Below are 25,665 nucleotides of genomic sequence, written 5' to 3'. Positions count from 1 at the left end.
TATGGAGCCTTAGAGCCAGTGAAATCAGTCTCTACCTCGTTTCATGGATGTGCATTGACTGCCTTTTTACTGCGCCAGCAGCAGCACCCAATTCAGGAGCAGCACGCCCAGCAGGCCCACCACCGAGACAATGGTTTCCATGGCCGACCACGAGCGCAGCGTGTCGCGCACCGAGAGGTTGAAATACTGCTTAAACAGCCAGAAACCGCTGTCATTCACGTGCGAAAACAGCAGGCTGCCCGCCCCAATAGCCAGCACCATCAGGTTGGGGTTGACGGCTGAGTGGGCCATGGTGGGCAGCATCACGCCGGCCGCCGTGAGGCCCGCCACCGTGGCCGAGCCCAGGCACACCCGGATGAGGCCGGCCAGCAGCCAGCCCAGCACCAGGGGCGGCAAGCCGGTGTCGTGCAGGCCGGCGGCAATGGCCAGGCCCGCCCCGCTTTCCACCAGCACTTCCTTCAGGGCCCCGGCTCCGCCGATGATGAGCAGCAGCGGCGCCACGTCGCGGATGGCTTCGCCGTAGGTTTCCATCACGGCGGCCATGCTTTTGCCCTGCCTGAGGCCCAGGCTGAACGTGGCCACGCCCACGGAAAGCAGCATCACCACCCCAGGGTCGGCCAAAAAGGCGAGGGCCGGGGCCAGCGGCCCGCCGGGCGGCAGCACTGCCTGCAACCCCAGCACGGCCGCCAGCACGAGCACCGGCAGCAACGATGAGAGGAAGCTGTTGCGCGTGCCCGGCAGCGCAGTTTCCGCTTTCGCGGCACTCACAAAACCCGCCAGCGGCGCCGATACCATGCCCCGCAGCGTGCGCGCATACAGCGGCCCGGCAAGAACCACGGCCGGCACCGCCACCAGCAGCCCATAGCCAAACGTGAGGCCCACATTGGCGTGGAACAGCGCCACCAGCGCCGTGGGCGCGGGGTGCGGCGGCAGGAAGCCGTGCAGCACCGAAAGCGACGCGAGCATGGGCAGGCCCACGTACACGGCCGGCAGCCGGTACTGGTACACCACCGAGAATATCAGCGGGATAACCAGCAGGAAACCCACGTTGTAGAACAGCGGAATGCCGATGATAAAGCCCGTCACCATCATCGTCCACTGAATATTTTTTGCTCCAAACGCGCCCATGAGCACGGCGGCAATGCGCTGAGCCGCACCGCTTTCGGCCACCAGCTTGCCCAGCATGGCCCCCAGCACCACCACCAGCACCACCGAGCCCAGGGTATCGCCCAAGCCCTTTTGCACAGCGGCCAGCACCTGCCCCGGCGCCAGCCCCAAGGCCAGCCCCGCCGGAATGGTCACGAGCAGAAACGCCAGAAACGCATTGACTTTGCCCCAGGTACTGAGGATGATAAGGGCCAACACGGCCAGCACAATGATGAGGAGGGTCATGCCACGGGTAATCCTGGGTCAAAAATCTCAGGCTTCGGAAGCAAACATACCCCCGGGTGGCATAACTAATTCACCGGCAGTAACACACTGCCGCCCGTTCGGCGCCTGTGGGCGAAAGCGCCGCTGGCCGGGCGGCACTATTATCAGGCGTCAGGCAAGGGCCTGCTGGTCATTTGAAGGGTGGCCAGGGGCTAAAATCAATTGGAATAAAGTAAAGCGCGGCCGCGAATCGTTTTCTGCAACAGCCGCCTACATTCTGCGCAGTGACTTCCCCCAACCAGCAAACCCTCGTTCAGACCGTGAAGCAATACAGCAAGCAGCTGTTTGCGTTCGTGCGCGGGCGGGTGGCGACGGACGAGGACGCGGAAGATATTCTGCAGGACGTGTGGTACCAGTTCGGCAGCCAGTCCGAGCTGGGCGCCATCGAGCAGGTGAGCGGCTGGCTGCACCGCGTGGCCCGCAACAAGATTGTGGACAAGAGCCGCAAAAAGCACGAAGAGCGGCTCGATGACTACAGCTACGAGGACGAAGATGGCGGCGTCAGCTTCCGCGACATTCTATATGCCGAAGCACCCACGCCCGAAGCCGAGGACCTCAAGCAGCTGTTCTGGGACCAGTTATTTCTGGCTTTGGAGGAGCTGCCGGCTGCGCAGCGCGACATATTCGTGCAAAACGAGCTGGAAGAGCGCACGTTTCAGGAAATCGCCGACGAAACCGGCGAGAACATCAAAACCCTGATTTCGCGCAAGGGCTACGCCGTGAAGCACCTGCGCAAGCGCCTGGAAAGCCTGTACCAGGAATTTATCAACTATTAACCTTTCGCCCATGTCCTTCTTCCGACAACGCCGCGGCCCGTGGGGCCTGTCACTCTTCTTTCCGCTGGTGGCCGGGGCTGCTGCCCTGGTCCTGGGCGGCGTGGTGATGGCGCTCTGGAACGCCATTTTGCCGGAGGCCGTGCACGCGGGCCGGCTCAGCTACTGGCAGGGCGTGGGGCTGCTGGCGCTGTGCCGGGTGCTGTTTGGCTCGTTTGGGCCCGGCCGGGGCGGGCGGCCGGGCGGCGCCGGTTGGCAGCGGCACCACGAAGGCCGGGAAAAATGGCAGCGCATGAGCGAAGAAGAGCGGCACCAGTTCCGGCAGCAGTGGCAGGCCCGCGCCCGCGCCTGGGGCCGCCCGCCTCAGGGCCCGCCCCCCACGGCCTAGAGCCGTTAATTTCACTGATGCAAAATGCCCGGTTTCGACCAGGTCTTTTCGGTTTATGCGCTGGCTGAAAACTCCGCTTTTCCCCCAGCCCCAAAGCCTCATTTTAGCCCTCGGCAGCTGTTTTGGGGCGATATGAAAAAAAAGTTGGGGCCGGTTAGAGTAAAACCACCCCGTCATTCGATTTCTATAGAGAAGACCGGGCGGCCCACTTGCCCACGAATGCCAGGCTGAGCTAGCCCCGAAAACGGCTTGCATTCGAAACCGGGGCCCGCTGCCCGCGCCGCTTCATTCAACCATTTCCTGTTATGAAAAATATCCTGAAAATCATCGGGGCCTTCCTGGTCCTGGGCGTTGTATTCCGGCTGCTGCGCGGCGGCCGGCGCCGGTTTGCCGGCGCACTTTGGAGCCGCCGGATGGCGAAATTTGGGCCCGCCTTTGGGGCGATGTCCGGCGTCCGGCCGGTGCCCATCGACGACCAATGGTACCGGCCCGCCATGACGCCAAGCGGCCCCACCCGCTCCGTTAAAGTAGCGTAAACCACCTTTCTTTTCATCACCTAACTCCCTCAAATCATGTACAATCAACAAGCCACCGATTCTTATTCTCAACAAGGTGCGCACGCCGGCTGCGGCGGGCGGGGCCGGCACTGGGGCCGCCATTTTGGCGGCCAGCACGGCCACCGCGGCGGGCCACCCTGGGCCAAATTCTTCGGCGGAGCCTGGCAGCCCGTGCCGGTCAACATCGAAACCACCGAAACCAGCTTCGTCCTGACCCTGTTCGCGGCCGGTTTGGTGAAGGAAAACATCACGCTCAAAGTAGAGAACGACGTGCTGATCATCGCCTACCAGGGTGCCGACGCGACCCCGGAAGCTGAGGGCGCCGCCGACCCGCGCTACACCCGCCGCGAGTTCCGCAACGCTTCCTTCGAGCGGGCCTTCCAACTTAACGGCAAGGTGCTGGCCGAAGGCATCACGGCCAGCTACGCCGAAGGCATCCTGACGGTGACGCTGCCGAAAAACCCCGCCACCAACCAGCCCGCGCAAACCATTGGCGTGAGCTAGAGCAGGCCCCAAGCACCAATCAAAAAAGCCTCCAGGGAATTTCCCGGAGGCTTTTTTTAGTACGAATGGGCGCTGCGGCCGGGCTTACTGGCGCTCCAGAGCCGGCCGGTCCCATCGGGCGAGGGTGGCCGCGGCCTCATAGGTGCTTTGCAGGAAATCGAGCACGGTTTGACGCGGGCTGGCGGCCGTGCGGGCGGCTTCGTAGGGCAGGAAAAACTCGCCCATTTCCGGGCTGAAAATGGCTTCGGCCGGTTGGATTTTGGCGTGGGCCAGCTCCGGGTTGCCGGGGTAGGCGTAGCTGTAGAAGGCGGCTTCCTGGCCGTTGCCGCCGGGCCACCAGCCGGCGGCGCTTTGCTCGGCCGAGTACGACTCGCGGGTGACCCAGTCGGCCAGGTGGGGCATTCCGCCGGGGTGCGGCGGCGCGGGCCGGCCCGAAAAGCGCGTCACGGCCAAATCGAAGCTGCCCCAGAAAAAATGCACCGGGCTGCACTTGCCCAGGAAACGGCTGCGAAACTCCTGCAGCACCTGGTCGGCCCGCAGCAAGATTTCCCAGAACGTTTCCACCGCGGCGGCATCGTAGGCGCAGTGGTGCTGGTCCTGGTCAAACGGCGTGGCGTCCTCCACTTCCACTGGCACGGGCCAGATTTTTACGGCAATGCCGGCCTCGCGCAGCAAGGCCCGGTACTGGCGGTAGAAATCGGCCACGGAGACGGGTTCCAGGGCCATTTGGTGGGCGCGGCCGTCGCTGGTGTGCACCCGCAGCTGGTGCGCCCGGAAGTCGAACACCACCTCGCAGCTGCCGGCGGCGTAGGGCATCGGCCCCGTCGAAAGACCCCGCGGCGTGACGTACAGCGGCACCTGCCACCAATGGTTGAGCATGGGACTGAGGGCCAGCCGGGTTTTGCCCACCATCTGCGTCCACATGTGCAGGGTCTGGCGGGTATCGGTCCAGGAATCGGCCGGCAGCGCGGGCCAGGAGTCAGCAGTCATCAGGTTATTCACGGCAGTGGAAATTATGTACGAATGCATTGGTCCTCAGCTTTCTTCGCGATGGGTGGGCCGGGGCGGCATGCACAAGTTAAGGCGGGCAGCATTCTTTTCCGCCAGCTATGGCCAACCATGGCCGGACGGCTACTCCTGGTTTTTCTTCTTCACCATCGTGAGGATGGTGGCCACGGCCACGGTTTCGCCGGTCTGGTCGGTCACTTCCACGTACCAACGCACGATGCCCTTGGCCACGTCCTCCGCATCGCGCTTTTCCTGGCCGATTTTCTCCTTCACCGTCAGCGTCACGCCGATGGTGGTGCCGGGGTACACCGGCTTGGTGAAGCGGCATTCGTCGAGCCCATAGTTCAGCAGAACCGGCCCTTTGCGCGGGTCCACGAACATGCCGGCGGCCTTGCTCAGGATGTAGTAGCCATGCGCCACGCGCCCGGTAAAGAGCGTGCCTTCCAGCGAAGTAGCGTCGACGTGGGCGTAGAAATTATCGCCCGATACCTGCGCAAAACTGCTGATGTCGGCCTCCGTCACCGTGTGCTTGTGCGTGGTGTAAGTCTGGCCGATTTCCAGCTCCTCGAAGTAGTGCTGAAAGGGGTGCTTGTCCTTCTCAATCTGCTTCGCCTTCGGCTGATACACCTCCGTGATGGCCGTAATCATGCTCGGCGAGCCCTGCAAGGCCACGCGCTGCATGAAGTGCTCCACGCCGCGCATGCCACCCATTTCCTGGCCGCCGCCCGCCCGGCCCGGCCCGCCGTGAATGAGCTGCGGCAGCGGCGCGCCGTGCCCGGTGCTTTCCTTGGCCATCTCCTCGTTGATGACCAGAATGCGGCCGTGGTGCGTGGCCGCGCCCAGCACAAAATCCTGCGCCGTGCGCGCATCATTCGTGGCAATGGAGCACACCAGCGAACCTTTGCCCATGTTCACGAGCTTCACCGCCTCGTCGGTGTCGCGGTAGGGCATCAGCGTAGCCACCGGCCCGAAAGCTTCTATTTCGTGCGAATCGAGGTGGCGGAACGGCTCGGAATTAAGCAGCAGAATGGGCGAGCAGAATGCACCTTTATCAACGTGCGCGCCGCGCTCCTGGCCCAGGATTTCCACCTGGTCGAGGCTGCCGTACACGATGGGCGTGTGTTGGGCGAGGTGCTGCACTTGCTCGCGCAGGCGCTGGAGCTGCTCGCGGCCGGCCAGCGCGCCCATGCGCACGCCCTCCGCCAGCGGGTGGCCCACGGTGGTTTGCTTCAGCAGCTTGCCCAGGGCAATCTGCACGTCTTCCAGCACGTTTTCGGGCACGATGATGCGACGAATGGCGGTGCATTTCTGGCCCGATTTGCCGGTCATTTCCTTGCGCACCTCCTTCACGAAGAGGTCGAATTCCGGCGTGCCCGGCACCGCATCCAGGCCCAGCACGGCCGCGTTCAGCGAGTCGGCCTCCATCGTAAACGGCACCGCTTCGCTGAGAATGCGCGGGTGCGCCCGCAACTTGCGCCCCGTGGTGGCCGAACCGGTGAAGGTCACCACATCCTGGTAGGTGACGTGGTCGAGCAGGCCCACGCCCGAGCCCACCACCAGCTGCAACGCGCCCTCGGGCAGGATGCCGGAGGCGATAATCTCGCGCACCACCGCCTCGGTGAGGTAGGCCGAGGGCACGGCGGGCTTCACCACGGCGGGCATCCCGGCCAGCAGGTTCACCGCAATTTTCTCCAGCATGCCCCACACCGGGAAGTTGTAGGCGTTGATGTGCACGGCCACGCCTTCACGCGGCACCATCAGGTGCTGCGCCATAAAGGTGCCGCCCTTCGACAAGCCTACCGGCTCGCCCTCCACATAAAACGGCTTGTCCGGAAACTTGCGCCGCAGCGACGCATTGGCAAACAAATTCCCAATCCCGCCCTCAATGTCCACCCACGAATCGGCCCGCGTCGCGCCCGAGCGGTAGCTCAGCTCGTAGAACTGCTCCTTCTTCTCCTGCAAGTGGAAGGCCAGCGCCTTCAGCATCCGGCCCCGCTCGTGGAAGGTCATTTTGCGCAGCGCCGGGTTGCCCACGCTGCGGCCGTAGTCGAGAATGGCTTCGAAATCGAAGCCTTCGGTGTTGGCCAGGGCAATGACTTCGCCGGTACTGGCATCGAGGAGTTCCTGAGGAGAAGATGCGCCGGTGGTCCAGCGGCCGAGGGTGTAGTTTTCGAGGGTGGTGGGCATGGTGGTGCGGGTCACCTCACCCCCTAGCCCCCTCTCCCGCGGAGAGGGGGGACTAGTTTCTAGCGCTAGAAACTAGTCTTTTCAGTGAGTGAGGTGCTTTTTAGAGGTGGGAGTCTAACTGTATCAAAGACTAAAAACTAGTTCCCCCTCTCCGCGGGAGAGGGGGCTAGGGGGTGAGGTTATGCGAGGTTTACACGCGCTCAATAATCACGGCATAGCCCTGCCCCACGCCGATGCACATCGTCACCAGCGCGTAGCGTTTTTGCTGTTTTTGCAGCTCAATCGCGGCCGTGTTCAGCAGGCGGGCGCCGCTCATGCCCAGCGGGTGGCCGAGGGCAATGGCCCCGCCATTGGGGTTGATGCGCGGGTCGTTATCCGCCAAACCAAAGGCGCGGATGCAGGCCAGCGACTGCGCCGCAAACGCCTCATTCAGCTCAATAATATCGATATCCTTCAGCGTCAGGCCGGCTTTTTTGAGCGCAATGTGGCTGGCCGGCACCGGACCGATGCCCATGATGCGCGGCTCCACCCCGGCCACGCCCATGGACACGATGCGGGCCTTCGGTGTGAGGTGGTGCTGTTTGATACCTTCTTCCGAAGCCAGGAGCAGGGCGGCCGCGCCGTCGTTCAGGCCGGAGGCGTTGCCGGCGGTCACGGTGCCGCCGGTTTTGCGGAAGGCGGGGCGCAGCTTGGCGAGGCCTTCGAGCGTGGTGTCGGGCTTCAGGAATTCATCCTGGGCGAAGAGCACCGGCGCGCCCTTGCGCTGGGGAATGGGCACGGCCACGATTTCCTCGGCCAGACGGCCGCTGCGCTGGGCGGCGGCGGCTTTCTGCTGCGAGGTCAGGGCAAACTGGTCCTGGTCGGCACGGCTGATGTGGTCGCGGTCAACCAGGTTTTCGGCGGTTTCGCCCATGGCATCGGTGCCGTACAGCTCCTGCATCCGGGGGTTGATGAAGCGCCAGCCGAAGCTGGAATCGGCCATTTGCGAATCGGTGCCGAAGCCTTTGGACGGTTTCGAAACCACCAGCGGGGCGCGGGTCATGTTCTCCACGCCGCCGGAAACGAACAGGTCACCGTCGCCGCTTTGGATGGCACGGGCCGCCGCAATGCTGGCCGAGAGGCCCGAGGCGCAGAGGCGGTTCACGGTTTCGCCGGGCACCGTGGTGGGCAGGCCGGCCAGCAGCGCGGCCATGCGGGCCACGTTGCGGTTGTCCTCGCCGGCCTGGTTAGCGCAGCCGAAAATGACGTCGGCCACGGCGCTGGGGTCGGCGTTGGGGTTGCGTTGCAGCAGCTCGCGGATAACCAGCGCGGCGAGGTCGTCGGGGCGCACAGCGGCCAGCGTGCCGCCAAAGCTGCCGATGGGCGTGCGGATGCCGTCGATGATATAAGCTTGGTTCATGAGTTGGTTTCTTGCAGAATGTCGTTGCTGGTGCGGTAGGCTGTGCCTTTGAAAAGCGCCAGTGTGAGGCCGTTTTGGTTAATGACGCGCACCTGGTACACGCCTACTTTATGCTTCAGGCTTTCCTCCCGCGCTTCCACCGTGATGACGTCGCCGAGCCGGCCGGCTTCGAGGTAATCCACCGTCACGGTCAGGCCCACGCTTTGGCGGCCGTGGCTGTTGCAGGCAAAAGCAAAGGCCGAATCAGCGGCCGAAAACGTGACGCCGCCGTGCAGCGCCGCGAAGCCGTTGAGCATCTCGGGCCGCACCGTGAAGTGCAGGCGGCAGTAGCCGGGGCCTACTTCGTCCACCTCCAAACCCAGGAGCTGGCTGTACGAATCATTGGCCAGCATGAGGTCTTTCACGGCCTCGGCGCGGCGGTTAGGGCTGGTGGTTTCCGACGACGGGCTCATGCGTAAAGAACGTTTGGTTGGCCCGCACCATGCGGCGCAGCAAGGCGCTGGCGCGGTACCGGTCTTCGTGGTATTCGTCGTACAGGGCGTCGAGCGTGCCCAATACCTGCGGCAGGCCCAGCTCATCGGCCCAGGCCAGCAGGCCCTTGGGGTAATTCACGCCCTTGGCCATGGCCAGCTCCAAATCCTCTTTCGAGGCCACGTTAAGGGCCAGCGCATCCACCGCTTCGTTGATGAGCATGGCCAGGATGCGGCCCAGAATCTGGCGGCCCAGCGCTTCGTCGCGGTTCGGCTCGGGCGGGGTGGCTTCCGCCGCGTAATTGTAGAAGCCGCGGCCCGATTTGCGGCCGTAGTAGCCGGCTTCGAACAGGCGCTTTTGGGTGAACGAAGGCTTGAAGCGCGGGTCGTAGAAAAAGGCGGCAAACACCGATTCCGTAACGCGGTAATTCACGTCGTGGCCAATGAAATCCATCAGCGCGAACGGGCCCATGCGGAAGCCGCCCAGCTCCGTCATGGCCCAGTCGATGGTGGCAATATCGGCCACGCCTTCTTCCAGCAGCCGGATGGCCTCGCCGTAGAACGGGCGCGCCACGCGGTTCACGATGAAGCCCGGCGTGTCCTTGGTCAGCACCGGCAGCTTGCCCCAGCTTTGCACCAAATCACGCACTTCTTCAGCCAGGCCTTCTCGCGTCTGCACCGCCGGAATGACTTCCACCAGCTGCATAATGGGCGCGGGATTGAAGAAGTGGATGCCGATAAACCGCTCCGGCCTCTGGCAAGCCGCCGCAATGGAGGCAATGGACAGCGACGAGGTATTGCTGGCCAGAATGCAGTCAGCCGTCACCACGCCCTCGACCTGCCGGAACAGCTGCTGCTTCACGGTCAGCTCTTCCACAATGGCTTCGAGCACCAGCCCGCAGCCGGCGAAATCCTGCATGTTGGTAGTGGGCCGCAGCCGGGCTATGGCCGCAGTGGCCGCGTCAGCAGTCATTTTGCCCTTCTCAGCCAGCTTGCGCAGGCTGGTGGCGATGCCGGCGGTGGCGCGTTCCAAAGCCGTGGCGCTCTGGTCGAGCAGGAACACCTCGTGTCCCGCTACGGCCACCACTTGCGCAATGCCCGCGCCCATAGCGCCGCTGCCGATAATTCCGATGGTCATATGGTGAGGTGAAATGTATTCGGACGTCATGCCGAGCGCAGCCGAGGCATCTCGCTCGCTTCGTCCAACGATTGAATTAGTAGCGGCACGCGAGATGCCTCGGCTACGCTCGGCATGATGTTCTGATTTGTTGTTCGGTCAGCTAGTTGTGGCATTTGAAATAATCGAACGGCTCCAGGCAATCATCGCACTGATAATGCGCTTTGCAGGCCGTAGAGCCAAATTGGCTGACCAAATGCGTATGCTCGGACTTGCAGACAGGGCAACGCACGGCCGTGTCCTTGCCGAACAGATTCAGCATATGGCCCGTTGCCGTACCGTCCACGGGCGGGGCAATACCGTAGGCCTCCAGCTTCTCGCGGCCGGCCGGCGACATCCAATCGGTGGTCCAGGCCGGGCTGAGCTGGTTGTTGATAATCAGCTTGGCATAGCCCTCCGCCAGCAGCCGCAACCGGATATCGGTGGCAATAACGTTCATAGCCGGGCAGCCCGAGTAGGTGGGGGTGATGGTGACGATTATCTGCTTCCCCTCAACTAGTACCCCGCGCACAATGCCCAGGTCCAGGATGCTGAGCACCGGGACTTCGGGGTCCGAAACTTCCTCCAGCAATTGCCAGATGCGAGCTTCAGTAGGGGTGGGAGCGATGGGCACTACCACGTCAGGCCGGGATAAGTGCGTTGCATGTATTGCAGCTCCGACAGCAGGTAGCCGAGATGCTCGGAATGGCGGCCGGTTTTGCCACCCAGCTGCGCGAAAGCCGGCGCGGGCAGCGGCACGGTGGCCTGGGCAAAAACGTTTTCGGTATGCGCCTGCATCTCTGCCAACAGCGTGGCGTAGTCGGGCAGCACCCCGATTTCCTGCAAAGTCGTTTCGGCCGCCGTGGGCGTAGTCAGCTCGCCGGCAAAACGCCAGAGCGTGGCAATGGCTTTATCGAGCCGCTGCCGGCTTTCATCGGTGCCATCGCCGAGGCGAATCATCCATTCCGAGCTCCATTTGAGGTGATAAGCGGCTTCCTTTACCGACTTCTCCGCAATGGCAGCGAGGTGCGTATCGGGACCATTTTTCAGCGTTTTTAGCAAATGATAATGAAAATTGTCGAACAGAAACTGCCGCACGATGGTGTGCGCGAAGTCGCCATTGGGCTGTTCCACCAGCAGCGGGTTGCGGTATTCCACGGCGCTGCGCAGGTAGGCGAGGTCGTCCTCGGTGCGGCCCTGGCCTTCGAGCTCGGCGGCGTATTGGTAGTAGCTGCGGGCCTCGCCCAGGAGGTCGAGGGCAATGTTGGCCAGGGCTAAATCCTGCTCCAAAATGGGGCCGTGGCCGCACCATTCCGAGAGGCGGTGCGCCAGAATAAGGCTGGTATCGGCCAGCTGCAGCACGTACGGAAACAGCAGCGACGGCTCCGCGGCGGCAGTGGCTTTGGCGCTGGAAAGGTCTTGCGTCAGCATGGCAATTACATGTGTTTGATGGAATCCGGCACGTCGTAGAACGTGGGGTGCCGGTACACTTTGTCGGCCGCCGGGTCGAAGAAGGCTTCGGAATCGTCCGGATTCGAAGCGTGGATGTGGGTCGACTCGACCACCCAGATGCTCACGCCTTCGAGGCGGCGGGTGTACACGTCGCGGGCGTTTTGCACGGCCATCGTGGCATCGGCCGCGTGCAGGCTGCCGACGTGCTTGTGGTCAAGCCCCTGCTTGCTGCGGATAAAAACCTCCCAGAGAGGCCATTCGGATTGATTCATGTTGATTTGGGGACTTGGGGTCTTGGTCGTCATGCTGAGCGTAGCCGAAGCATCTCGCGTGGGGCAGTAACTAAATCGTAGAACGGTTTTGATTACTGCTGCCCGCGAGATGCCTCGGCTATGCTCGGCATGACGTTCTTTTTCCTGCTTTCAAAAAATTACGCCGCAACCGCTTCCCGCGCCGCGCGCTTCGCCGCGTGGGCGTTAGCTGCCTCGCGCACCCAGGCACCTGCCTCGTGGGCTTGCACCCGCGCTTGCAGGCGCTCGTGGTTGCACATGCCGTTGCCCTTCACCACGGCCCAGAACTCTTCCCAGTTCACCTCGCCGAAGTCGTAGGCCTGGCGTGCCTCGTTCCATTTCACGGCGGGGTCGGGCACGGTGAGGCCCAGGAATTCGGCCTGGGGCACCATCATGTCCACGAATTTCTGGCGCAGCTCGTCGTTGGTGAAGCGCTTGATGCGCCAGTTCATGCTCTGCGCCGTGTTGGGCGACTCGGAGTCTTTGGGGCCGAACATCATCAGCGTAGGCCACCACCAGCGGTTGAGGGCCTCCTGGGCCATTTCCTTCTGGGCCGTTGCGCCCTCGCACAGCGTCTGCATTATCTCGAAACCCTGGCGCTGGTGGAAACTTTCCTCCTTACACACCCGCACCATGGCCCGCGCATACGGGCCGTAGGAGGTGCGGCACAGCGGCACCTGGTTCAAGATAGCGGCGCCATCCACCAGCCAGCCCACGCAGCCCATATCGGCCCAGCTCAGGGTGGGGTAGTTGAAAATGCTGCTGTACTTGGCCTTGCCGGAGTGCAGGTCGGCCAGCATCTGGTCGCGGGTGGTGCCGAGGGTTTCGGCGGCGCTGTAGAGGTAGAGGCCGTGGCCGGCTTCGTCCTGCACCTTGGCCAGCAGGATGGATTTGCGCTTGAGCGAGGGGGCCCGGGTTATCCAGTTGCCCTCCGGCAGCATGCCCACCAGCTCGGAGTGCGCGTGCTGCGAAATCTGGCGGATGAGGGTTTTGCGGTAGGCATCGGGCATCCAGTCCTTGGGCTCGATGCGGATATCCGCGTCGATGCGGGCCTGAAACTGCTCTTCCGGGGTGAGGACTTTTTCGAGGGTTTCCATGGGGCTGGATGGGTTGAGTTTGGAAGGAAAAGAATAGAACAAAAGTCTACGAAAGAACGGTCATGCTGAGCGCAGCCGAAGCATGACCGTTCTGGTTTTACGGATTCCTGATTAATGGTCGTAATCCACCGTGACGGCGGCTGAGGTAGGACGAGCCTGGCAGGTAAGTACGTAGCCTTTGGCCACTTCGACGTCAGTCAGCGAGAAGTTCACGTCCATCGCGGCCGTGCCTTCGGTGACGCGGGCGCGGCAGGTGCTGCACATACCGTTCTTGCAGGAATACGGCGCATCGACGCCAGCGGCCAGTGCGGCATCGAGCACGGTATCACCGTAGTACGACATATCGAGCAAATAGGCCCGGCTGTCGAGGCGCACGGTCACCTGGCTTTTCTGGTCGTCGTCGCCCACCGGGCGCTGCACGGCGGCGTGGGCCTTGGCGCCGTTGGCAGAGGTGAAGAGCTCGAAGTGAATATTGTCGGGCGCTACGCCGGCCTCGGTGAGGGCGGCGCGCACGCCGTGAATCATTTCCTCGGGCCCGCAGATGAAGCACTCATCCAGCAGCGAGGCGGGCAGCACTTTCTGGAGCAGTTGGGCGGTCTTGTCGTGGTCGAGGCGGCCGAAAAACAGGTCGCTGTCGCCCTGCTCGCGGCTCAGGACGTGAAACACGCTCAGCCGATTCAGGAACTTATTCTTCAGGCCCTCAATGGCTTCCTTGAAGATAATCGAGTTGCGACCCCGGTTGCCGTACACCAGGTACACCTGGCTGCCCGGCTCGGTCAGCAAAATCGTTTTGATGATGCTCAGGATGGGCGTGATGCCGCTGCCGGCCGCAAACAGCGCGTAGCTCTTCGTGTGCGCTGGGTGCAAATTGGCGGTGAAGCGGCCCTGCGGCGGCATCACATCCAGCGTATCGCCGATGTGCAGGCCGTCCATAGCCAGGGTCGAAAACCGGCCTTCGGGTACCTTCTTGATGGCTACGCGCCACTCCTGCTCCAGCGGGCTGCTGCAAATGGAGTAGGAGCGTCGCAGCTCTTCGCCCTCGTGCTCGCGGCGCAGGGTCAGGTACTGGCCGGGCGTGTAGCGGAAAGCTTCGCGCAGCTCGGCCGGCACCTCAAAGGCCAGCGACACGCAGTCGGGCGTTTCGCGGGTGATGCTCTTGATTTTTAATTTATGGAAGCGACTCATTTTATTTTTCTGACTCTGCCCGTCATGCTGAACGCAGCCGAAGTATCTCTACTGCTCAACTAATTATTTATCATTGCAACGAAGCGGTAGAGATGCTTCGGCAAGCTCAGCATGACCGTTTTTACCACGTTCCGCTTTAGCGTGCTTTTACTTCAAATCCCGCAAATCTTTCACCCGGCTCAGCTTGCCGCCTTCGCTGCGCGGCAGCTGCCCGCAACCCAGCAAATTCACCCGCATGCTGAGGCCGATGTTGTCCTTGATTTTTTTGGCGAATGAGCCTTTCAGCTTCATCAAACAATCGTGCTGCTGCACCAATTCCTCGGTCAATGTATCGAACAGGCCGATTTCGCGCAGCACATGCTCGGCTACTTCCACGTTCACTTCCACCTCGTCGAGGCTGCCGCGGCGGGTGGCCACCACCTGGTAGTAGGCGCTGACTTCGGGCAGGCTGGCGATGATGTCCTCCACCTGCGTGGGGAAGAAATTGACGCCGCGAATGATGAGCATGTCGTCGGCCCGGCCGCGGATGGGACCCATTTTAACGTGGGTGCGCTTCACCGAATGGTTGTAGTAGATGTTGGTGATATCACCCGTCCAGTAGCGCAGGATGGGCATGGCTTTTTTGGTGAGGGTGCTGAATACGAGCACGCCCAGCTCACCTTCGGCCACCGGTTCGCCGGTGAGGCGGTCCACTACTTCGGGGTAGAAATGGTCTTCCCAGATGTAGCTGCCGGTGCCACGCTCGTCCACGTCTTCCTGCGACACACCGGGGCCGATAATCTCGCTCAGGCCGTAGATGTTTGTTGCTTGCACGCGGAGTCCGCTCTCTACCTGCTGGCGAATGGCTTCTGTCCACGGCTCGGCCCCGAGCACGGCAAATTTCAGGTTGATGGCATCGGGCGCAATGCCGCGCTTCAGCATTTCCTCGGCCAGAACCTGGGCGTAGGAAGGCGTGGCGCAGATGATTTCGGGCCGGAAGTCCTGTAGCAATTGCAACTGCCGGTCGGTGCTGCCGCCCGATACGGGAATGACGGTCAGGCCCAGTTTTTCAGCCCCGTAGTGAATGCCCAGGCCACCCGTGAAGAGGCCGTAGCCGTAGGCGTTCTGCATTTTCATGCCGGGCCGGCAGCCGGCGGCGGCCAGCGAGCGGGCCACTACTTCGGCGAAAATCTCCAAATCGCCGGTTGTGTAGCCGACCACCGTGGCTTTGCCCGTGGTGCCGCTGGAGCAGTGCAGCCGCGACACCTCCGTTTCGGGCACCGCGAACAGGCCGAAGGGGTAATTATCCCGAAAATCCGACTTCCTGGTGAAGCTTATTTTATGTAAATCTTCCAGGCCTCGAAAGGTGGTGGGGTCGATACCGGCCTCGGCAAACTTGCGCTGGTAGAACGGCACCCGCGCATTCAAATACCGCACCTGCTCTTTCAAACGGGTATTTTGCAAGGCCCGGAGCTGCGGCAGCGGCAGCTGTTCGATTTCAGGACTGAAAAGCATCGGGGTGGGAAGTGAGGGGTAAGACAAAAGTACCTTTCTTTTTGCAAAAGCTAACGAATGTTTGTTTTTCCAATGGGCAAAAAAATTGACTGTTGTAGAGACGCATACTTGCGTCTCTACAAACACGCTGCTAAGCCGTAGCCATTTCAGCACGAACGTGCGCTGGCGCGGCCAATTGCGCACCCTGCTTAATCATATCAGCCGCTGATAACTGGGCGCGGTAACGGGCTGCCTGGTATCGTGCATAACGGTGGCCAGCAGGTGGCTGTGCGGGTTTTTGCCCACGCCGGCCACCACATCAATACCCAGCGCCTTCAATTCCTCCGCGTTGCTGATGCCGGAGAGCTGCAAAATCTGCGGCGGCTTGATGGCTCCGGCCGTATTTTTGGCGAGGGCGATGTTAAATTCTTCGTAGGTCATGCCAGTGCCGGAAATAGTTGAGTGAGATTGAAGCTGTTTAGAAATTCAGTTCGAGGATGCAGAGACGCAAATATGCGTCTCTACGCCGTTCTGGTGAATTCCTAAACAGCTTCATTGCCTGCTAAAAGTGGGTGCTTACTCACCCGGCACGGTATGCCGATAGTCTCATTGTGCCGGTGAATCGTATCAAGTAGCTAAACGCGGCCGGCCCATGGTAGCCATGATGCTGAGTGGGCGCAAGGTGCTGCGCTGGCCCGAGCGGCCCACGTTTGCCTTGGGGCCGGGCGTGGTGTTTGTGCCGCCGGTGGCTGAGCAGCTGGCCGTGGATTTGCCCGAAGCTTCGTTCGAACCCCCCCGCGCTGCTTGGCGCATGTGGCAGGATACATCAAGCAGCACCTCCGCGAGCCACTCACAATTGCGCAGCTGGCCGGCCGGCATGAGCAATCCAAATTTCTTCCGCTGCTTCAAGAACGAGTTCGGCCTGAGCCCTGGAATACATTGAGCAGGAGCAAATAAAAACTGTCAACGCGCCGTTGCTCGACCCGCGCAACACGCTCACGGATGTGTGTTTTCGCACCGGCTTTCAGGGCATGAGCCACTTCATCAGCATCGTGAAGAAGCTGGCCGGCCACACGCCGGGCGAGCTGAATCGGCGGCTGATGACCGTCCAGCCTCGCGGATGCAGCGGCGAACGCCTGCTGCCGGCGCTACTCCGGCACTTCAAATACGCGTATTTTGCGGCCTCCCGGCAAGGCTTGGCCGCCTGAAAACCGCAACCAGGTTTTTTTCCACTTACGGGGGCAGTGCGGCGGGCCTGGCAAATTAAGCTCGGCAGCGGGAACACCGGGCAACCTTCTTACCGTTGAGGTCCAACGCCTAGTGTCGAATTAAGCCGATATATTAACGGTGTCAATACACCTCCATCTATCGGTCAACGCCCATGGCAAAACTCACAATCGGTATTATCGACTTGGTCTGCAAGGGGCCAACTACCACGCTCTGGGCCCGTGCCATGCACGCTAATCTGGCCAGCATCATGCCCCAGGTGGTGGCTACCTGGTGCGAGCAGGCGGGACACGACGTGACCCTTATCTGCTACACCGGCCAGGAGGATTTGCGCAAGGAACTGCCCCCGAAAGTCGACCTCGTCTTCATCAGCGCCTTCACCCAGGCCGCCCTGATGGGCTATGCGCTCAGCAATTATTTCCGCAGCCAGGGCGCCGTGACGGTGCTGGGCGGCCCCCACGCCCGCTGCTACCCCGACGATGCGGTGCGGTATTTCGACTACGTGCTGGGCTTCACGCACCAGGCCACCATTCAGGAAGTGCTGGATGAGTGCCAGCCGCAGCGGCCCGAGGGCAAGCACCTGTCGGCGGGGCGGCAGCCGGCGCAGTTGCCGGGCGTGCAGGAGCGCTGGAAATTCATTGCCCCAACGCTGAAAAAAGCCCCCGTACTGCAAATGGTGCCCATGATTGGCAGCGTGGGCTGCCCGTACACCTGCCCATTTTGCATCGATGCCACGGTGGATTATCAGCCGCTGAGCGTGGACGTTATCAAGGACGATTTGCGGTTTTTGCTCACTAAGTTCAAGCGGCCCGTGGTGGGCTGGCACGACCCGAATTTCGGGGTGCGCTTTGGCGAAACCATGGATGCCATTGCGTCCGCTGCGCCGTTGGGAAGCTTCCGCTTTATGGCCGAAAGCAGCCTGTCCATTCTCACCGAAGACCACCTGAAAGTGCTGAACCAGCATGGGTTTGAAGCCCTGCTGCCGGGCGTGGAGTCGTGGTACGAACTGGGCAACAAGTCGCGCACTTCCCGCATGGCCGGGGCCGAGAAAGTGGAGCGCATCGCCGAGCACGTCAACCTGATGTTCAAGTACGTGCCCTACGTGCAAACCAATTTCGTGCTGGGACTGGACAGTGATTCCGGCGACGAGCCATTTGAGCTCACCAAGCGGTTTGTGGATTTGGCGCCGGCCGCCTTCCCCGGTTACTCCCTGCTCAGCGCGTTTGGCGAGGCGGCCCCGCTCAACCTCGACTATCAGCAGAATAATCGGGTGCTGCCCTTTCCCTTTCATTTTCTGAACAACCACTTGTCCATGAACGTGAAGCCGCAGAACTACGGCTGGGTGGATTTTTACGACAAAGTCATCGACCTGACGGCTTATACGTTTTCCCCAAAGGCCATTTACCGGCGCCACGCCGCCTCGCCCACCTGGGCGGCCAAGTGGATGAATACCATGCGGGCAGTGTCTTCGGAAGGGTTCGGCCGCCTGCGCTTCTTCCGGCAGGTGCGCCGGAACCTGGTGCATAACCGCCCTTTTCGGGATTATTTCGAGGGGCAGTCGCAGGAACTGCCGGCATTTTATCGGCAGATTATTGAAAAGGATTTGGGCGAATGGCTGCCCTGGCTGCCAGCGGGCGCCATGGAGCACAACCCCAATGCTTACCTGCAGAAAACGAGGGCGGCGGCGTTAGTGCAGTAAACACGAGGGAAGAGTGCACACCCTGATAATATTCGGGCGTCGTGCGGGTTGGTGGGCCTGGGGAGAGTAGCTTCGTCAAGCGGCGCTTTGTCCGGCCGGCCGCGCTTTCGCTATGCTCTTATCTACTCCCTGCCGGCGGCGATATGCCGGGCTCGTACGTGTCTGGTGCCTGGCGCTGCTGCTGGGTTGGTCGTTGCGCGGGGCGGCTCAGCCCGCCCACGCGCCCGTCGTTTCGGGGGCTACGCTGCTCCGCCCTGCCGCGGTGTTCGATGGGCAGGACCTGCATCCGGGCTGGGCCGTGCTGGTCGAAAATGACAAGATTTCGGCCGCTGGCCCAGCGGCTCAGCTGGCGCTGCCGGCTGGGGGCCGACTGCTTGAATTGCCGGGATTGACGCTGTTGCCGGGGTTGATTGAAGGCCATTCGCACCTGCTGCTGCACCCTTATAATGAGAAACTCTGGAACGACCAGGTGCTGCTGGAGTCGCAGGCCCTGCGGGTGGCGCGGGCCACGGTGCACGCCCAGCGCACGCTGCTGGCCGGCTTCACTACCGCCCGCGACCTGGGCACCGAAGGGGCCAGCTACGCCGATGTGGGCCTGAAGCAAGCCATCGACGAAGGCATTATTTCTGGCCCGCGCCTGCTGGTGGCCACCCGCGCCCTGGTGGCCACGGGCAGCTACGGCCCCAAGCTGTCGGTGGATGAGAACGTGCCCCAGGGTGCGCAGGAAGCCGACGGCGTGGACGGCATCATCCGGGCCGTGCGGGAGCAAATCGGCAAAGGCGCTGATGTTATCAAGGTCTACGCCGACTACCGCTGGGGCATTGATGGCACGGCCCAGCCCACGTTTTCGCAGGAAGAATTAACCTTGATTGTTCAAACGGCGCGCTCCGCTGGGCGGGGTGTGGTGGCTCACGCCGTCACGCCCGAGGGCATGCGCCGCGCCATCCTGGCCGGCGTCGAAACCATTGAGCACGGCGACAATGGCACGCTGGAAGTCTTCAAGCTGATGAAGCAGCGCGGCGTAGCGCTGTGCCCCACCGTAGCGGCCACCGATGCCGTGGCCCAATACAAAGGCTGGCACAAAGGCCAGGACCCGGTCCCGTTGCGCATCCAGCAGAAACACGCGAGCATGGAAGCCGCCCTGAAAGCCGGCGTCACGCTGGCCTTCGGTGGCGACGTGGGCGTATTTGCCCACGGCGACAACGCCCGCGAAATGGAGCAGCTGGTGCGCGACTACGGCCTCACGCCGCTGCAGGTGCTGCACCAGGCCACCAGCGGCAACGCCCGGATTTTCCACCTCGCCGACCGGGGCAGCATCCGTCCCGGCCTGCTGGCCGACCTGGTGGCCGTGGCCGGCGACCCCACCCAGGACGTGGCCGCCGTGCGCCAAATCCGCCTCGTGATGAAGGGCGGCGTGCTGTATCGCCAGCCTTAAGAATAGCCTCAGTGTCTTTGCGAAGCAGGTTTAAGGAGAAAATCGCCGCTGAAAAAGGAGGAACAATCCTACTGTTTCAAGTAGCTTTGCTTCGCAATAGCTATGATTCCGCTCGGTATTTGAGGAGAAATGGCAATTGCACTCACCTTTCTCACCGGTTTTTAATGACATTTTCTACCCGTTTTCGAGTTGCTGTAGGCGTTCTGAGCGTGTGCACCCTGACCGCAGCCCATGCCCAAACCGAGGCCCCAGCCGCTCCCACACCGCCAGTGGCGACTACTCCGGCCGTAGAGCCGCTGCTTATGCCTGACAAGGTGAAGGGCAAGTACAAAGACTACCTCAACCAGCGCTACACCACCGACAAAGAGGCCCGCGCGGCAGTTCACATGTTTGGTCGCAAGCAGACGGGAGGTGCTGTCTGGCTCGTTGGCGGGGGCGCGTTTCTGGGTATTTTATCTTCGCAAACGGGCACTACCACCAACGGTTCAGGCACCACCACATTCACCATTTCCCCGCTGGGGTATGTGGTATTTATTGGGTTGCCCGTTGCCTTAGCCATCAGTAAGTTTTCGCGGTTTAATAACGGCGAGCTGTACGAAATGCTACGGGAATATGATAAGACGCATGCGCTGCCCGGCTACGTCGTGGCTAAGCTAAGCAAGTCGGATTATCAATAGCCGCCGGGCAGTATTCGCCCACAAAAAAAGCCCCCGCAAACATGCGGGGGCTTTTTTTACAACGCTGCAGGAGTATTGAGCTGCTAGGGGCGCGGCAGGGCGCGCCGAAACAAGTAGCGCGTCTGCGAACTGGTTTCAATGGAAGTGGTGCCGGTGTAAACCGGCGTGTTGGGGTCGTTGAACTTCAACGACTTTTCCACTTTTTGCACGGCTTGCACGGGCTGGTTCACTGTGCGGATTTCCAGTAGTTCCCAGCCCTCGGCGGCCATCTCATTCAGGGCCTGCATCAGCAGGGCATCCACCTCGCCGGCTGCGTCATAGTTCAGAAATTTGCGCGCCGGTTCCAGCTTGGTTTGCCCGCGCCAGGCCGGTGCCAGCCAGATACGGCCATCGTCAAGATGCACCAGCTGGTACTGGTAGCGCACGCCCGCTTCGGTGCTCACGGCGGTGGTGCTCACGGTAGCGGTGAGGCTGGTTTCGGGCAGCGCCGAAAAAGTGGGGGCGTGTTGGGCCAGTGCCACGGGCCCCGACAGCAGGGCCAGCCAGAGTAGACGGTAATTCATCAGCAAAAACGAGTAAGGGGTTGGTAGAAACGGCCACTGGGGCCACCTACCGACCCCTTACTCGAAATATTGTGCCAACCAATTAGTCCCGCTTGCCCTTGAGCATGGTCCGCAGGGCGGCCAGCTCGTCGCGCAGTTTGGCGGCCGTGAGGAAGTCGAGGTCCTTGGCGGCCGCTTCCATTTGCTTCTCGGTGTTTTTGACGAGCTTTTCCAGCTCGGGCCGGGTCATCATGGCCACCACGGGCTCGGCGGCCAGGGCCAGGGCGGCGCCTCCATCATCAGGGCCGGCATAGGCCTGCGTGTCGAGTACGCGGTAGTCGGAGAGCGAGGTCTGGCCCAGGATTTCGGCGTGGCTCTTGCGCACCGTGCGCGGCGTGATGCCGTGCTCTTCGTTGTAGGCCGCCTGGGTGGCGCGGCGGCGGTTCGTCTCGTCAATGGCGCGCTGCATCGAGCCGGTCATGCGGTCGGCGTACATAATCACCTTGCCCCGGTCGTTCCGCGCGGCGCGGCCCATGGTCTGAATCAGGCTGCGCTGGTCGCGCAGGAAGCCTTCCTTGTCGGCATCCAGAATGGCCACCAGGCTGACTTCAGGCAAGTCGAGGCCTTCGCGCAGCAGGTTCACGCCAATCAGCACGTCGATTTCGCCCAGCCGCAGCTTGCGCAGAATCTCCACGCGGTCCAGCGTTTTTACGTCCGAATGCACGTATTCCACCTTGATGCCGAGGCGGTCCATGTACTTGCTCAGCTCCTCGGCCATGCGCTTGGTGAGGGTCGTGACGAGTACCCGGTCGCCCATTTTCACGCGGTTGTCCACCTCGTCCAGCAGGTCGTCAATCTGGTTCACGCTGGGCCGGATGTCGATTTCGGGGTCGAGCAGGCCGGTGGGCCGGATAATCTGCTCCACCACCACGCCGCCCGCTTGGGCCAATTCGTAATCTGACGGCGTAGCCGAAACGTACACCGCCTGCCGGTACATGCTCTCGAACTCGTTGAATGTGAGTGGCCGGTTGTCCAGGGCCGAGGGCAGCCGAAAGCCGTACTCAATGAGGGCGGTTTTGCGGCTGCGGTCGCCGCCCCACATGGCCCGGATTTGGGGCATGGTGGCGTGGCTTTCGTCCACCACCAGCAGGTAGTCGTCGGGGAAATAATCGAGCAAACAGAACGGCCGCGAGCCCGGCGTGCGCCGGTCAAAATACCGCGAGTAGTTCTCGATGCCCGAGCAGTAACCCAGCTCCCGAATCATTTCCAGGTCGAATTCCGTGCGCTCCATGATGCGCTTGGCCTCCGAGTCGCGCCCTTCCTTTTCGAAGTAGGCGTGCTGGTGCACCATGTCGTCCTGAATTTCCTTGATGGCCGTGTTCAGCGTTTCCTTGCCGGTCACAAACAGGTTGGCCGGGTACAGGGCAATGCCGTTGGCCTCGTCGCTCAGCTTCTTGCCGCTCACCGGGTCAATCTTGTGCACCGACTCAATTTCATCGCCGAAAAAGTAAATGCGCACCGCGTAGTCGGCATAGGCCGGAAACACGTCCACCGTGTCGCCCTTCACCCGAAACGAGCCGCGCGTAAACTCCACCTCGGTGCGCGAGTACAGAATCTGCACGAACTGATAGAGCAGGTTATTGCGCGTGTAGCGCATGCCCGGTTTCAGGAAAATGACGTTTTTGGCAAATTCCTCCGGGTTGCCGATACCGTAGATGCACGACACCGAGGCAATCACAATCACATCGCGCCGCCCGCTGAGCAGGGTGGAGGTGGTGTGCAGCCGCAGCTTCTCGATTTCCTGGTTGATGGCCAGGTCTTTCTCAATGAAAACGTCGGTGCTGGCAATGTAGGCTTCCGGCTGGTAGTAGTCGTAGTAGCTGATGTAGTACTCGACGGCGTTGTTCGGAAAAAATGCCTTGAACTCGCCGTAGAGCTGCGCCGCCAGGGTTTTATTGTGGCACAGCACCAGGGCCGGCTTGCCCGTTTCGGCAATCACGTTGGCCATGGTAAACGTTTTGCCCGTGCCGGTGGCGCCCAGCAGTACCTGGGCGTGGTCGCCGTTGTTCACGCCCTGCACAAGCTGGGCAATGGCCGTGGGCTGGTCGCCGGTCGGCTTAAATTCAGAGGTCAGTTGGTACTCCATGCAACGGGAAAGGTAGGCCGAAAAGGTCAGCCTAACTTAACCCCAAACCGGTATTTTGGGTTTCGCCGGAAGTAAAATGGGCAGCCGAGAATTACCGGCCAAACTCCATGCCGGCTTCCAGGCCGAAGCTATAGGCGTGGCTCTGCGCGAAATAACTCTGCGCCGGGTGGGCATTCATCGACGTCAGGCCGATTTCGGCCACCGGGCCCAGCGTGAGGGCCCAATTGCCGGTGCCGGTGCGGAACTGCGCGCCCGCCCCGCCGCGCAGGCTGCCCAGCACGCGGCGGTACGGCATCCCCGCCGATGCGATTGAGTACGTGCGGGTAGCTTCCGGATTGCCTTCCACATCGCTGCGCGCGCCCAGCAGGGCGCTCACCACGCCGCCCAGGCGGCCGTAGAGGCTCCAGCCGCGCTTCACGGGGTTGGTGTAGCGCACTTCGACCGGAATGCTGGCCAGGCGGTAGCGGAAACCGGTGGTGTGCATCGGCCCGGTGCTGGACTGGCCCAAATCAAGCAGCTGCTCGCCCACAAAAGCCGTCGACGAAGCCGACCTGGCCGTGGCCTGGCTGAGTTCCACGCCGGTGCCGAGCGACCAGTGGCCCGTGAGGTGGCGGGTGGCCAGCAGGGCAATGCGCTGGCTGAGGCCGGGGCGCAGGTTTTGGCGGTACTGGGTGGCCGCCGCTTCGGTGAGGGCCGGCGAGCCCGCGCCCAGCGCGGGGTTGTAGCCATACTCGGGGGCGATGCCGGCCCGCGAAAAATTGACGTTGGGATTGAACACGCTTGCCGTGTAGCTGGCCCCATAATGCCAGCGGTGCGCGTCCACAGCTGCTTCGGGCTCGGGCAGCGGCAAGGGCGCCAGGCCATTCGGTAGCGCCGTGGCCTTGGCCAGGTCAAGCGCCGCCGAGCGGGCGGCCAGCAAGCTCATTTGCTCCGGCGCCACTACTGCCGCCGCCGATGTGAGGGATGCCGCTGGCGCAGCCGTAGCGGTACTGGCCAGGGGGCCGCCAGCCGCCGCTCCATTTGTTGCCGCCGTTGAGGCAGCAGCAGTCGCCGTGGCCGATTCGCGGGAAGCAAAAGCCTGGCCCGCCGTTTTAGCGGCAGCACTTACAGTAGCATGTTCAGCAGCAGGAGTTTGTGTAGCACTGGCTGTAATGGGTTGACTAGTTATGTTGGTGGTGGTATTCGCCGTTTGCAGGGCAATAGGACCGGCCGGGCTGGTTCCAATTGTTCCGGCCCCATTGGGGCCAGTCGTGGCCAGGCCAGTTTCCAAACCGCCGCGCACTGCTGCCGACCCAAAACCGGGCCGGCGCACGGCCATAGTAGCCGCTACGCCGGACCGACTGGCCGAATACGTGCTGCTACCCGTTGCATTGCGCTGCCCCAAAAGCTCGCTGGCCGCGGTGTTGGCCGAACCAGCCGCCGCTACCGAAGCCGTTGCCCCGTCGGCCCGGTATCCCATCGTGTTCGGGCGGGGGCTATTGCCGGCCGTCGCGCCATTATTGTTACCCCCAATCGAGCGCGTCTGCGAGCCGGCCGGCTCGCTGGTCGTGGCCATATCGGTGCCGCCGAGGCGGGAATCGCGGATGCTCCACCAGCCCGTGCCGGCCAGCGTGGCCAGCAGCAGGCTGGCCGCCGCCACCCAACGCGTGGCCGTGAGGCGCCGCCGATAGATTTCGTTCTGCCGAATCAACAGAGAATTGTCAATCTGGTCCCACAGCATGGGGCGCGGCGGCACGGCGGCCTCCTCCCCCAGGTGGTGGCGGAATAATTCCTCCAGGCTGCCGGTAGTTTTAGGCGTAGCGTTTTCGTCGATAGGATTAATTGACATGGCGGGTTGGAGCACTGAGGCGCTCCAGTTTAGTTTGCAGGATGACGCGGGCCCGGGAATATTGCGACTTGCTGGTGCCCTCGGTAATACTCAATAATTCGCCAATTTCTTTGTGCGTATAGCCTTCAATGGCGTACAGGTTGAAGACCATGCGGTAGCGCGGAGCCAGTTCCTGCACCATTTTCAGCAGCTCCTGAAAGTTATAATTGCTGAGGGTAAATTCTTCGCTGGCCAGGGTTTCGGGGTAGTCGCCGTCGCTCACCGCCACCAGTGAGGCATTGCGGCGGTGCTGGCGCAGGGCCGCATTAATCATGATACGGCGAATCCAGAATTCCAGCGGACATTCGCGCCGAAAGCTGCCCAGCGTGCGAAACACAGTTAGAAAACCCTCCTGCAGAACGTCTTCGGCTTCGAAAGTGGTTTGGGCGTAGCGCAGGCACACCACCATCATTTTGCCGGCGTACTTCTCGTAAAGGAGCTTTTGGGCCAGCTGGCGGCCGCGCAGGCAGCCGTCAATCAGCTCGGCTTCGGTGGGGGGGCTGGTCACCGCGCCCCGGCTGGCCGTGAGGCGCGGGGCCGCGGCCGTTTGGTTGGGTCGCACGTCATCGGCGCCGAACGCAAACCACGTCGCGGCGCTCATGCGGGCAGCCAATAACCCAGGCCAGCGGGGGAAAGACGAGTAGATAGGGTCATTTTCTGCAGCATAGAAAAGCGAATCAACCTGATAAAAACCGGCCTGTG

The 25,665-nt window shown here is 62.1% G+C and carries 26 protein-coding genes; 9 read left to right on the top strand and 17 right to left on the bottom strand.

All coding sequences use genetic code 11. The features are described 5' to 3' along the window. Positions 1-66: 66 nt before the first annotated feature. Positions 67-1,392: a gluconate:H+ symporter gene (locus tag J4G38_RS08660; protein ID WP_210513579.1), complete on the bottom strand. Its 1,326-nt coding sequence runs from the start codon at positions 1,390-1,392 to the stop codon at positions 67-69. A gap of 263 nt (positions 1,393-1,655) precedes the next feature. Between J4G38_RS08660 and J4G38_RS08655 the strand changes: the two genes are divergently transcribed. The 4 genes from J4G38_RS08655 to J4G38_RS08640 all read left to right on the top strand — a co-directional run bounded on the left by J4G38_RS08655 (position 1,656) and on the right by J4G38_RS08640 (position 3,653). Beyond that, on the top strand, positions 1,656-2,207 hold the full coding sequence (locus J4G38_RS08655; RefSeq protein ID WP_210513580.1) for an RNA polymerase sigma factor: 552 nt from the start codon (positions 1,656-1,658) through the stop codon (positions 2,205-2,207). Positions 2,208-2,217: 10 nt separating this feature from the next. After that, positions 2,218-2,592 carry a hypothetical protein gene (locus J4G38_RS08650; protein WP_226163302.1) on the top strand — a complete coding sequence of 125 codons (375 nt, stop codon included), beginning with the start codon at positions 2,218-2,220 and terminating at the stop codon, positions 2,590-2,592. A gap of 305 nt (positions 2,593-2,897) precedes the next feature. Then, positions 2,898-3,128, top strand: a complete 231-nt coding sequence (locus J4G38_RS08645) for a hypothetical protein (RefSeq protein ID WP_210513581.1) — start codon at positions 2,898-2,900, stop codon at positions 3,126-3,128. A 36-nt stretch (positions 3,129-3,164) separates the two neighbouring features. After that, positions 3,165-3,653: an Hsp20/alpha crystallin family protein gene (locus tag J4G38_RS08640; RefSeq protein ID WP_210513582.1), complete on the top strand. Its 489-nt coding sequence runs from the start codon at positions 3,165-3,167 to the stop codon at positions 3,651-3,653. Between the two features lie 84 nt (positions 3,654-3,737). Here J4G38_RS08640 and J4G38_RS08635 read toward each other — a convergent pair whose 3' ends face one another. The 12 genes from J4G38_RS08635 to J4G38_RS08580 all read right to left on the bottom strand — a co-directional run bounded on the left by J4G38_RS08635 (position 3,738) and on the right by J4G38_RS08580 (position 15,811). After that, positions 3,738-4,655: a DUF5996 family protein gene (locus tag J4G38_RS08635; protein ID WP_210513583.1), complete on the bottom strand. Its 918-nt coding sequence runs from the start codon at positions 4,653-4,655 to the stop codon at positions 3,738-3,740. A 129-nt stretch (positions 4,656-4,784) separates the two neighbouring features. Then, positions 4,785-6,848, bottom strand: a complete 2,064-nt coding sequence (gene paaZ, locus J4G38_RS08630) for a phenylacetic acid degradation bifunctional protein PaaZ (protein WP_210513584.1) — start codon at positions 6,846-6,848, stop codon at positions 4,785-4,787. A gap of 190 nt (positions 6,849-7,038) precedes the next feature. Further along, a complete protein-coding gene (gene pcaF, locus J4G38_RS08625; RefSeq protein ID WP_210513585.1) occupies positions 7,039-8,247 on the bottom strand; it encodes a 3-oxoadipyl-CoA thiolase in 1,209 nt (402 codons plus the stop codon). Beyond that, positions 8,244-8,699 carry a hydroxyphenylacetyl-CoA thioesterase PaaI gene (gene paaI, locus J4G38_RS08620; RefSeq protein ID WP_210513586.1) on the bottom strand — a complete coding sequence of 152 codons (456 nt, stop codon included), beginning with the start codon at positions 8,697-8,699 and terminating at the stop codon, positions 8,244-8,246. Before paaI ends, pcaF begins: the two co-directional genes overlap by 4 nt. Then, the gene (locus J4G38_RS08615; RefSeq protein WP_226163300.1) at positions 8,668-9,855 is read right to left on the bottom strand and encodes a 3-hydroxyacyl-CoA dehydrogenase NAD-binding domain-containing protein; all 1,188 of its coding nucleotides are present in this window, start codon (positions 9,853-9,855) and stop codon (positions 8,668-8,670) included. Before J4G38_RS08615 ends, paaI begins: the two co-directional genes overlap by 32 nt. 142 nt (positions 9,856-9,997) lie before the next feature. Next, positions 9,998-10,507, bottom strand: a complete 510-nt coding sequence (paaD, locus tag J4G38_RS08610) for a 1,2-phenylacetyl-CoA epoxidase subunit PaaD (protein WP_226163298.1) — start codon at positions 10,505-10,507, stop codon at positions 9,998-10,000. Next, on the bottom strand, positions 10,507-11,304 hold the full coding sequence (gene paaC, locus J4G38_RS08605) for a 1,2-phenylacetyl-CoA epoxidase subunit PaaC (protein ID WP_210513589.1): 798 nt from the start codon (positions 11,302-11,304) through the stop codon (positions 10,507-10,509). The genes paaD and paaC overlap by 1 nt, the downstream gene beginning before the upstream one ends. 5 nt (positions 11,305-11,309) lie before the next feature. Beyond that, positions 11,310-11,597, bottom strand: a complete 288-nt coding sequence (gene paaB / locus J4G38_RS08600) for a 1,2-phenylacetyl-CoA epoxidase subunit PaaB (protein WP_210513590.1) — start codon at positions 11,595-11,597, stop codon at positions 11,310-11,312. A gap of 158 nt (positions 11,598-11,755) precedes the next feature. Next, positions 11,756-12,712: a 1,2-phenylacetyl-CoA epoxidase subunit PaaA gene (gene paaA / locus J4G38_RS08595; protein WP_210513591.1), complete on the bottom strand. Its 957-nt coding sequence runs from the start codon at positions 12,710-12,712 to the stop codon at positions 11,756-11,758. 111 nt (positions 12,713-12,823) lie between these two features. After that, the gene (paaE, locus tag J4G38_RS08590; RefSeq protein WP_210513592.1) at positions 12,824-13,897 is read right to left on the bottom strand and encodes a 1,2-phenylacetyl-CoA epoxidase subunit PaaE; all 1,074 of its coding nucleotides are present in this window, start codon (positions 13,895-13,897) and stop codon (positions 12,824-12,826) included. Positions 13,898-14,044: 147 nt separating this feature from the next. Beyond that, positions 14,045-15,391 carry a phenylacetate--CoA ligase gene (locus J4G38_RS08585; protein WP_210513593.1) on the bottom strand — a complete coding sequence of 449 codons (1,347 nt, stop codon included), beginning with the start codon at positions 15,389-15,391 and terminating at the stop codon, positions 14,045-14,047. 192 nt (positions 15,392-15,583) lie between these two features. Beyond that, positions 15,584-15,811, bottom strand: a complete 228-nt coding sequence (locus J4G38_RS08580; RefSeq protein ID WP_210513594.1) for a GMC family oxidoreductase N-terminal domain-containing protein — start codon at positions 15,809-15,811, stop codon at positions 15,584-15,586. Between the two features lie 211 nt (positions 15,812-16,022). Between J4G38_RS08580 and J4G38_RS08575 the strand changes: the two genes are divergently transcribed. From J4G38_RS08575 to J4G38_RS08555, 5 genes are all read left to right on the top strand, one after another. Continuing rightward, positions 16,023-16,313 carry a hypothetical protein gene (locus J4G38_RS08575; RefSeq protein ID WP_210513595.1) on the top strand — a complete coding sequence of 97 codons (291 nt, stop codon included), beginning with the start codon at positions 16,023-16,025 and terminating at the stop codon, positions 16,311-16,313. 31 nt (positions 16,314-16,344) lie between these two features. Continuing rightward, positions 16,345-16,578: a helix-turn-helix domain-containing protein gene (locus J4G38_RS08570; RefSeq protein WP_226163296.1), complete on the top strand. Its 234-nt coding sequence runs from the start codon at positions 16,345-16,347 to the stop codon at positions 16,576-16,578. A gap of 173 nt (positions 16,579-16,751) precedes the next feature. Then, on the top strand, positions 16,752-18,296 hold the full coding sequence (locus tag J4G38_RS08565; RefSeq protein WP_210513596.1) for a B12-binding domain-containing radical SAM protein: 1,545 nt from the start codon (positions 16,752-16,754) through the stop codon (positions 18,294-18,296). Positions 18,297-18,408: 112 nt separating this feature from the next. After that, a complete protein-coding gene (locus J4G38_RS08560; protein ID WP_210513597.1) occupies positions 18,409-19,731 on the top strand; it encodes a metal-dependent hydrolase family protein in 1,323 nt (440 codons plus the stop codon). Between the two features lie 302 nt (positions 19,732-20,033). Then, positions 20,034-20,408 carry a hypothetical protein gene (locus J4G38_RS08555; RefSeq protein WP_210513598.1) on the top strand — a complete coding sequence of 125 codons (375 nt, stop codon included), beginning with the start codon at positions 20,034-20,036 and terminating at the stop codon, positions 20,406-20,408. An 83-nt stretch (positions 20,409-20,491) separates the two neighbouring features. On the opposite strand, the gene J4G38_RS08550 is transcribed toward J4G38_RS08555, so the two are convergent. The 4 genes from J4G38_RS08550 to J4G38_RS08535 form a co-directional block, all read right to left on the bottom strand. Further along, positions 20,492-20,971, bottom strand: a complete 480-nt coding sequence (locus tag J4G38_RS08550; RefSeq protein ID WP_210513599.1) for a hypothetical protein — start codon at positions 20,969-20,971, stop codon at positions 20,492-20,494. 82 nt (positions 20,972-21,053) lie between these two features. Next, positions 21,054-23,096: an excinuclease ABC subunit UvrB gene (gene uvrB / locus J4G38_RS08545; RefSeq protein ID WP_210513600.1), complete on the bottom strand. Its 2,043-nt coding sequence runs from the start codon at positions 23,094-23,096 to the stop codon at positions 21,054-21,056. A 91-nt stretch (positions 23,097-23,187) separates the two neighbouring features. After that, on the bottom strand, positions 23,188-24,924 hold the full coding sequence (locus J4G38_RS08540; RefSeq protein ID WP_210513601.1) for a porin family protein: 1,737 nt from the start codon (positions 24,922-24,924) through the stop codon (positions 23,188-23,190). Beyond that, positions 24,914-25,564: an RNA polymerase sigma factor gene (locus J4G38_RS08535; RefSeq protein WP_210513602.1), complete on the bottom strand. Its 651-nt coding sequence runs from the start codon at positions 25,562-25,564 to the stop codon at positions 24,914-24,916. Before J4G38_RS08535 ends, J4G38_RS08540 begins: the two co-directional genes overlap by 11 nt. Positions 25,565-25,665 lie beyond the last annotated feature (101 nt).

Origin of the sequence: Hymenobacter terricola, assembly GCF_017921975.2 — a bacterium.
GTDB lineage: Bacteria > Bacteroidota > Bacteroidia > Cytophagales > Hymenobacteraceae > Hymenobacter > Hymenobacter terricola.
The sequence above is the reverse complement of the archived record's forward strand: the minus strand, read 5'-3'. Positions and strand labels throughout refer to the sequence as shown.

Bases quoted from the DNA above. Each gene is read 5' to 3' on its own strand.
- J4G38_RS08615 (WP_226163300.1), bottom strand. From the start codon at position 9,855: ATGACCATCGGAATTATCGGCAGCGGCGCTATGGGCGCGGGCATTGCG.
- uvrB (WP_210513600.1), bottom strand. From the start codon at position 23,096: ATGGAGTACCAACTGACCTCTGAATTTAAGCCGACCGGCGACCAGCCC.
- paaZ (WP_210513584.1), bottom strand. From the start codon at position 6,848: ATGCCCACCACCCTCGAAAACTACACCCTCGGCCGCTGGACCACCGGC.
- paaA (WP_210513591.1), bottom strand. From the start codon at position 12,712: ATGGAAACCCTCGAAAAAGTCCTCACCCCGGAAGAGCAGTTTCAGGCC.
- J4G38_RS08560 (WP_210513597.1), top strand. From the start codon at position 18,409: ATGCTCTTATCTACTCCCTGCCGGCGGCGATATGCCGGGCTCGTACGT.
- paaB (WP_210513590.1), bottom strand. From the start codon at position 11,597: ATGAATCAATCCGAATGGCCTCTCTGGGAGGTTTTTATCCGCAGCAAG.
- J4G38_RS08640 (WP_210513582.1), top strand. From the start codon at position 3,165: ATGTACAATCAACAAGCCACCGATTCTTATTCTCAACAAGGTGCGCAC.
- J4G38_RS08550 (WP_210513599.1), bottom strand. From the start codon at position 20,971: ATGAATTACCGTCTACTCTGGCTGGCCCTGCTGTCGGGGCCCGTGGCA.
- J4G38_RS08650 (WP_226163302.1), top strand. From the start codon at position 2,218: ATGTCCTTCTTCCGACAACGCCGCGGCCCGTGGGGCCTGTCACTCTTC.
- J4G38_RS08660 (WP_210513579.1), bottom strand. From the start codon at position 1,392: ATGACCCTCCTCATCATTGTGCTGGCCGTGTTGGCCCTTATCATCCTC.
- J4G38_RS08535 (WP_210513602.1), bottom strand. From the start codon at position 25,564: ATGAGCGCCGCGACGTGGTTTGCGTTCGGCGCCGATGACGTGCGACCC.
- J4G38_RS08645 (WP_210513581.1), top strand. From the start codon at position 2,898: ATGAAAAATATCCTGAAAATCATCGGGGCCTTCCTGGTCCTGGGCGTT.
- paaC (WP_210513589.1), bottom strand. From the start codon at position 11,304: ATGCTGACGCAAGACCTTTCCAGCGCCAAAGCCACTGCCGCCGCGGAG.
- paaE (WP_210513592.1), bottom strand. From the start codon at position 13,897: ATGAGTCGCTTCCATAAATTAAAAATCAAGAGCATCACCCGCGAAACG.
- J4G38_RS08585 (WP_210513593.1), bottom strand. From the start codon at position 15,391: ATGCTTTTCAGTCCTGAAATCGAACAGCTGCCGCTGCCGCAGCTCCGG.
- J4G38_RS08575 (WP_210513595.1), top strand. From the start codon at position 16,023: ATGGTAGCCATGATGCTGAGTGGGCGCAAGGTGCTGCGCTGGCCCGAG.
- J4G38_RS08580 (WP_210513594.1), bottom strand. From the start codon at position 15,811: ATGACCTACGAAGAATTTAACATCGCCCTCGCCAAAAATACGGCCGGA.
- J4G38_RS08555 (WP_210513598.1), top strand. From the start codon at position 20,034: ATGCCTGACAAGGTGAAGGGCAAGTACAAAGACTACCTCAACCAGCGC.
- J4G38_RS08565 (WP_210513596.1), top strand. From the start codon at position 16,752: ATGGCAAAACTCACAATCGGTATTATCGACTTGGTCTGCAAGGGGCCA.
- paaI (WP_210513586.1), bottom strand. From the start codon at position 8,699: ATGAGCCCGTCGTCGGAAACCACCAGCCCTAACCGCCGCGCCGAGGCC.
- J4G38_RS08540 (WP_210513601.1), bottom strand. From the start codon at position 24,924: ATGTCAATTAATCCTATCGACGAAAACGCTACGCCTAAAACTACCGGC.
- pcaF (WP_210513585.1), bottom strand. From the start codon at position 8,247: ATGAACCAAGCTTATATCATCGACGGCATCCGCACGCCCATCGGCAGC.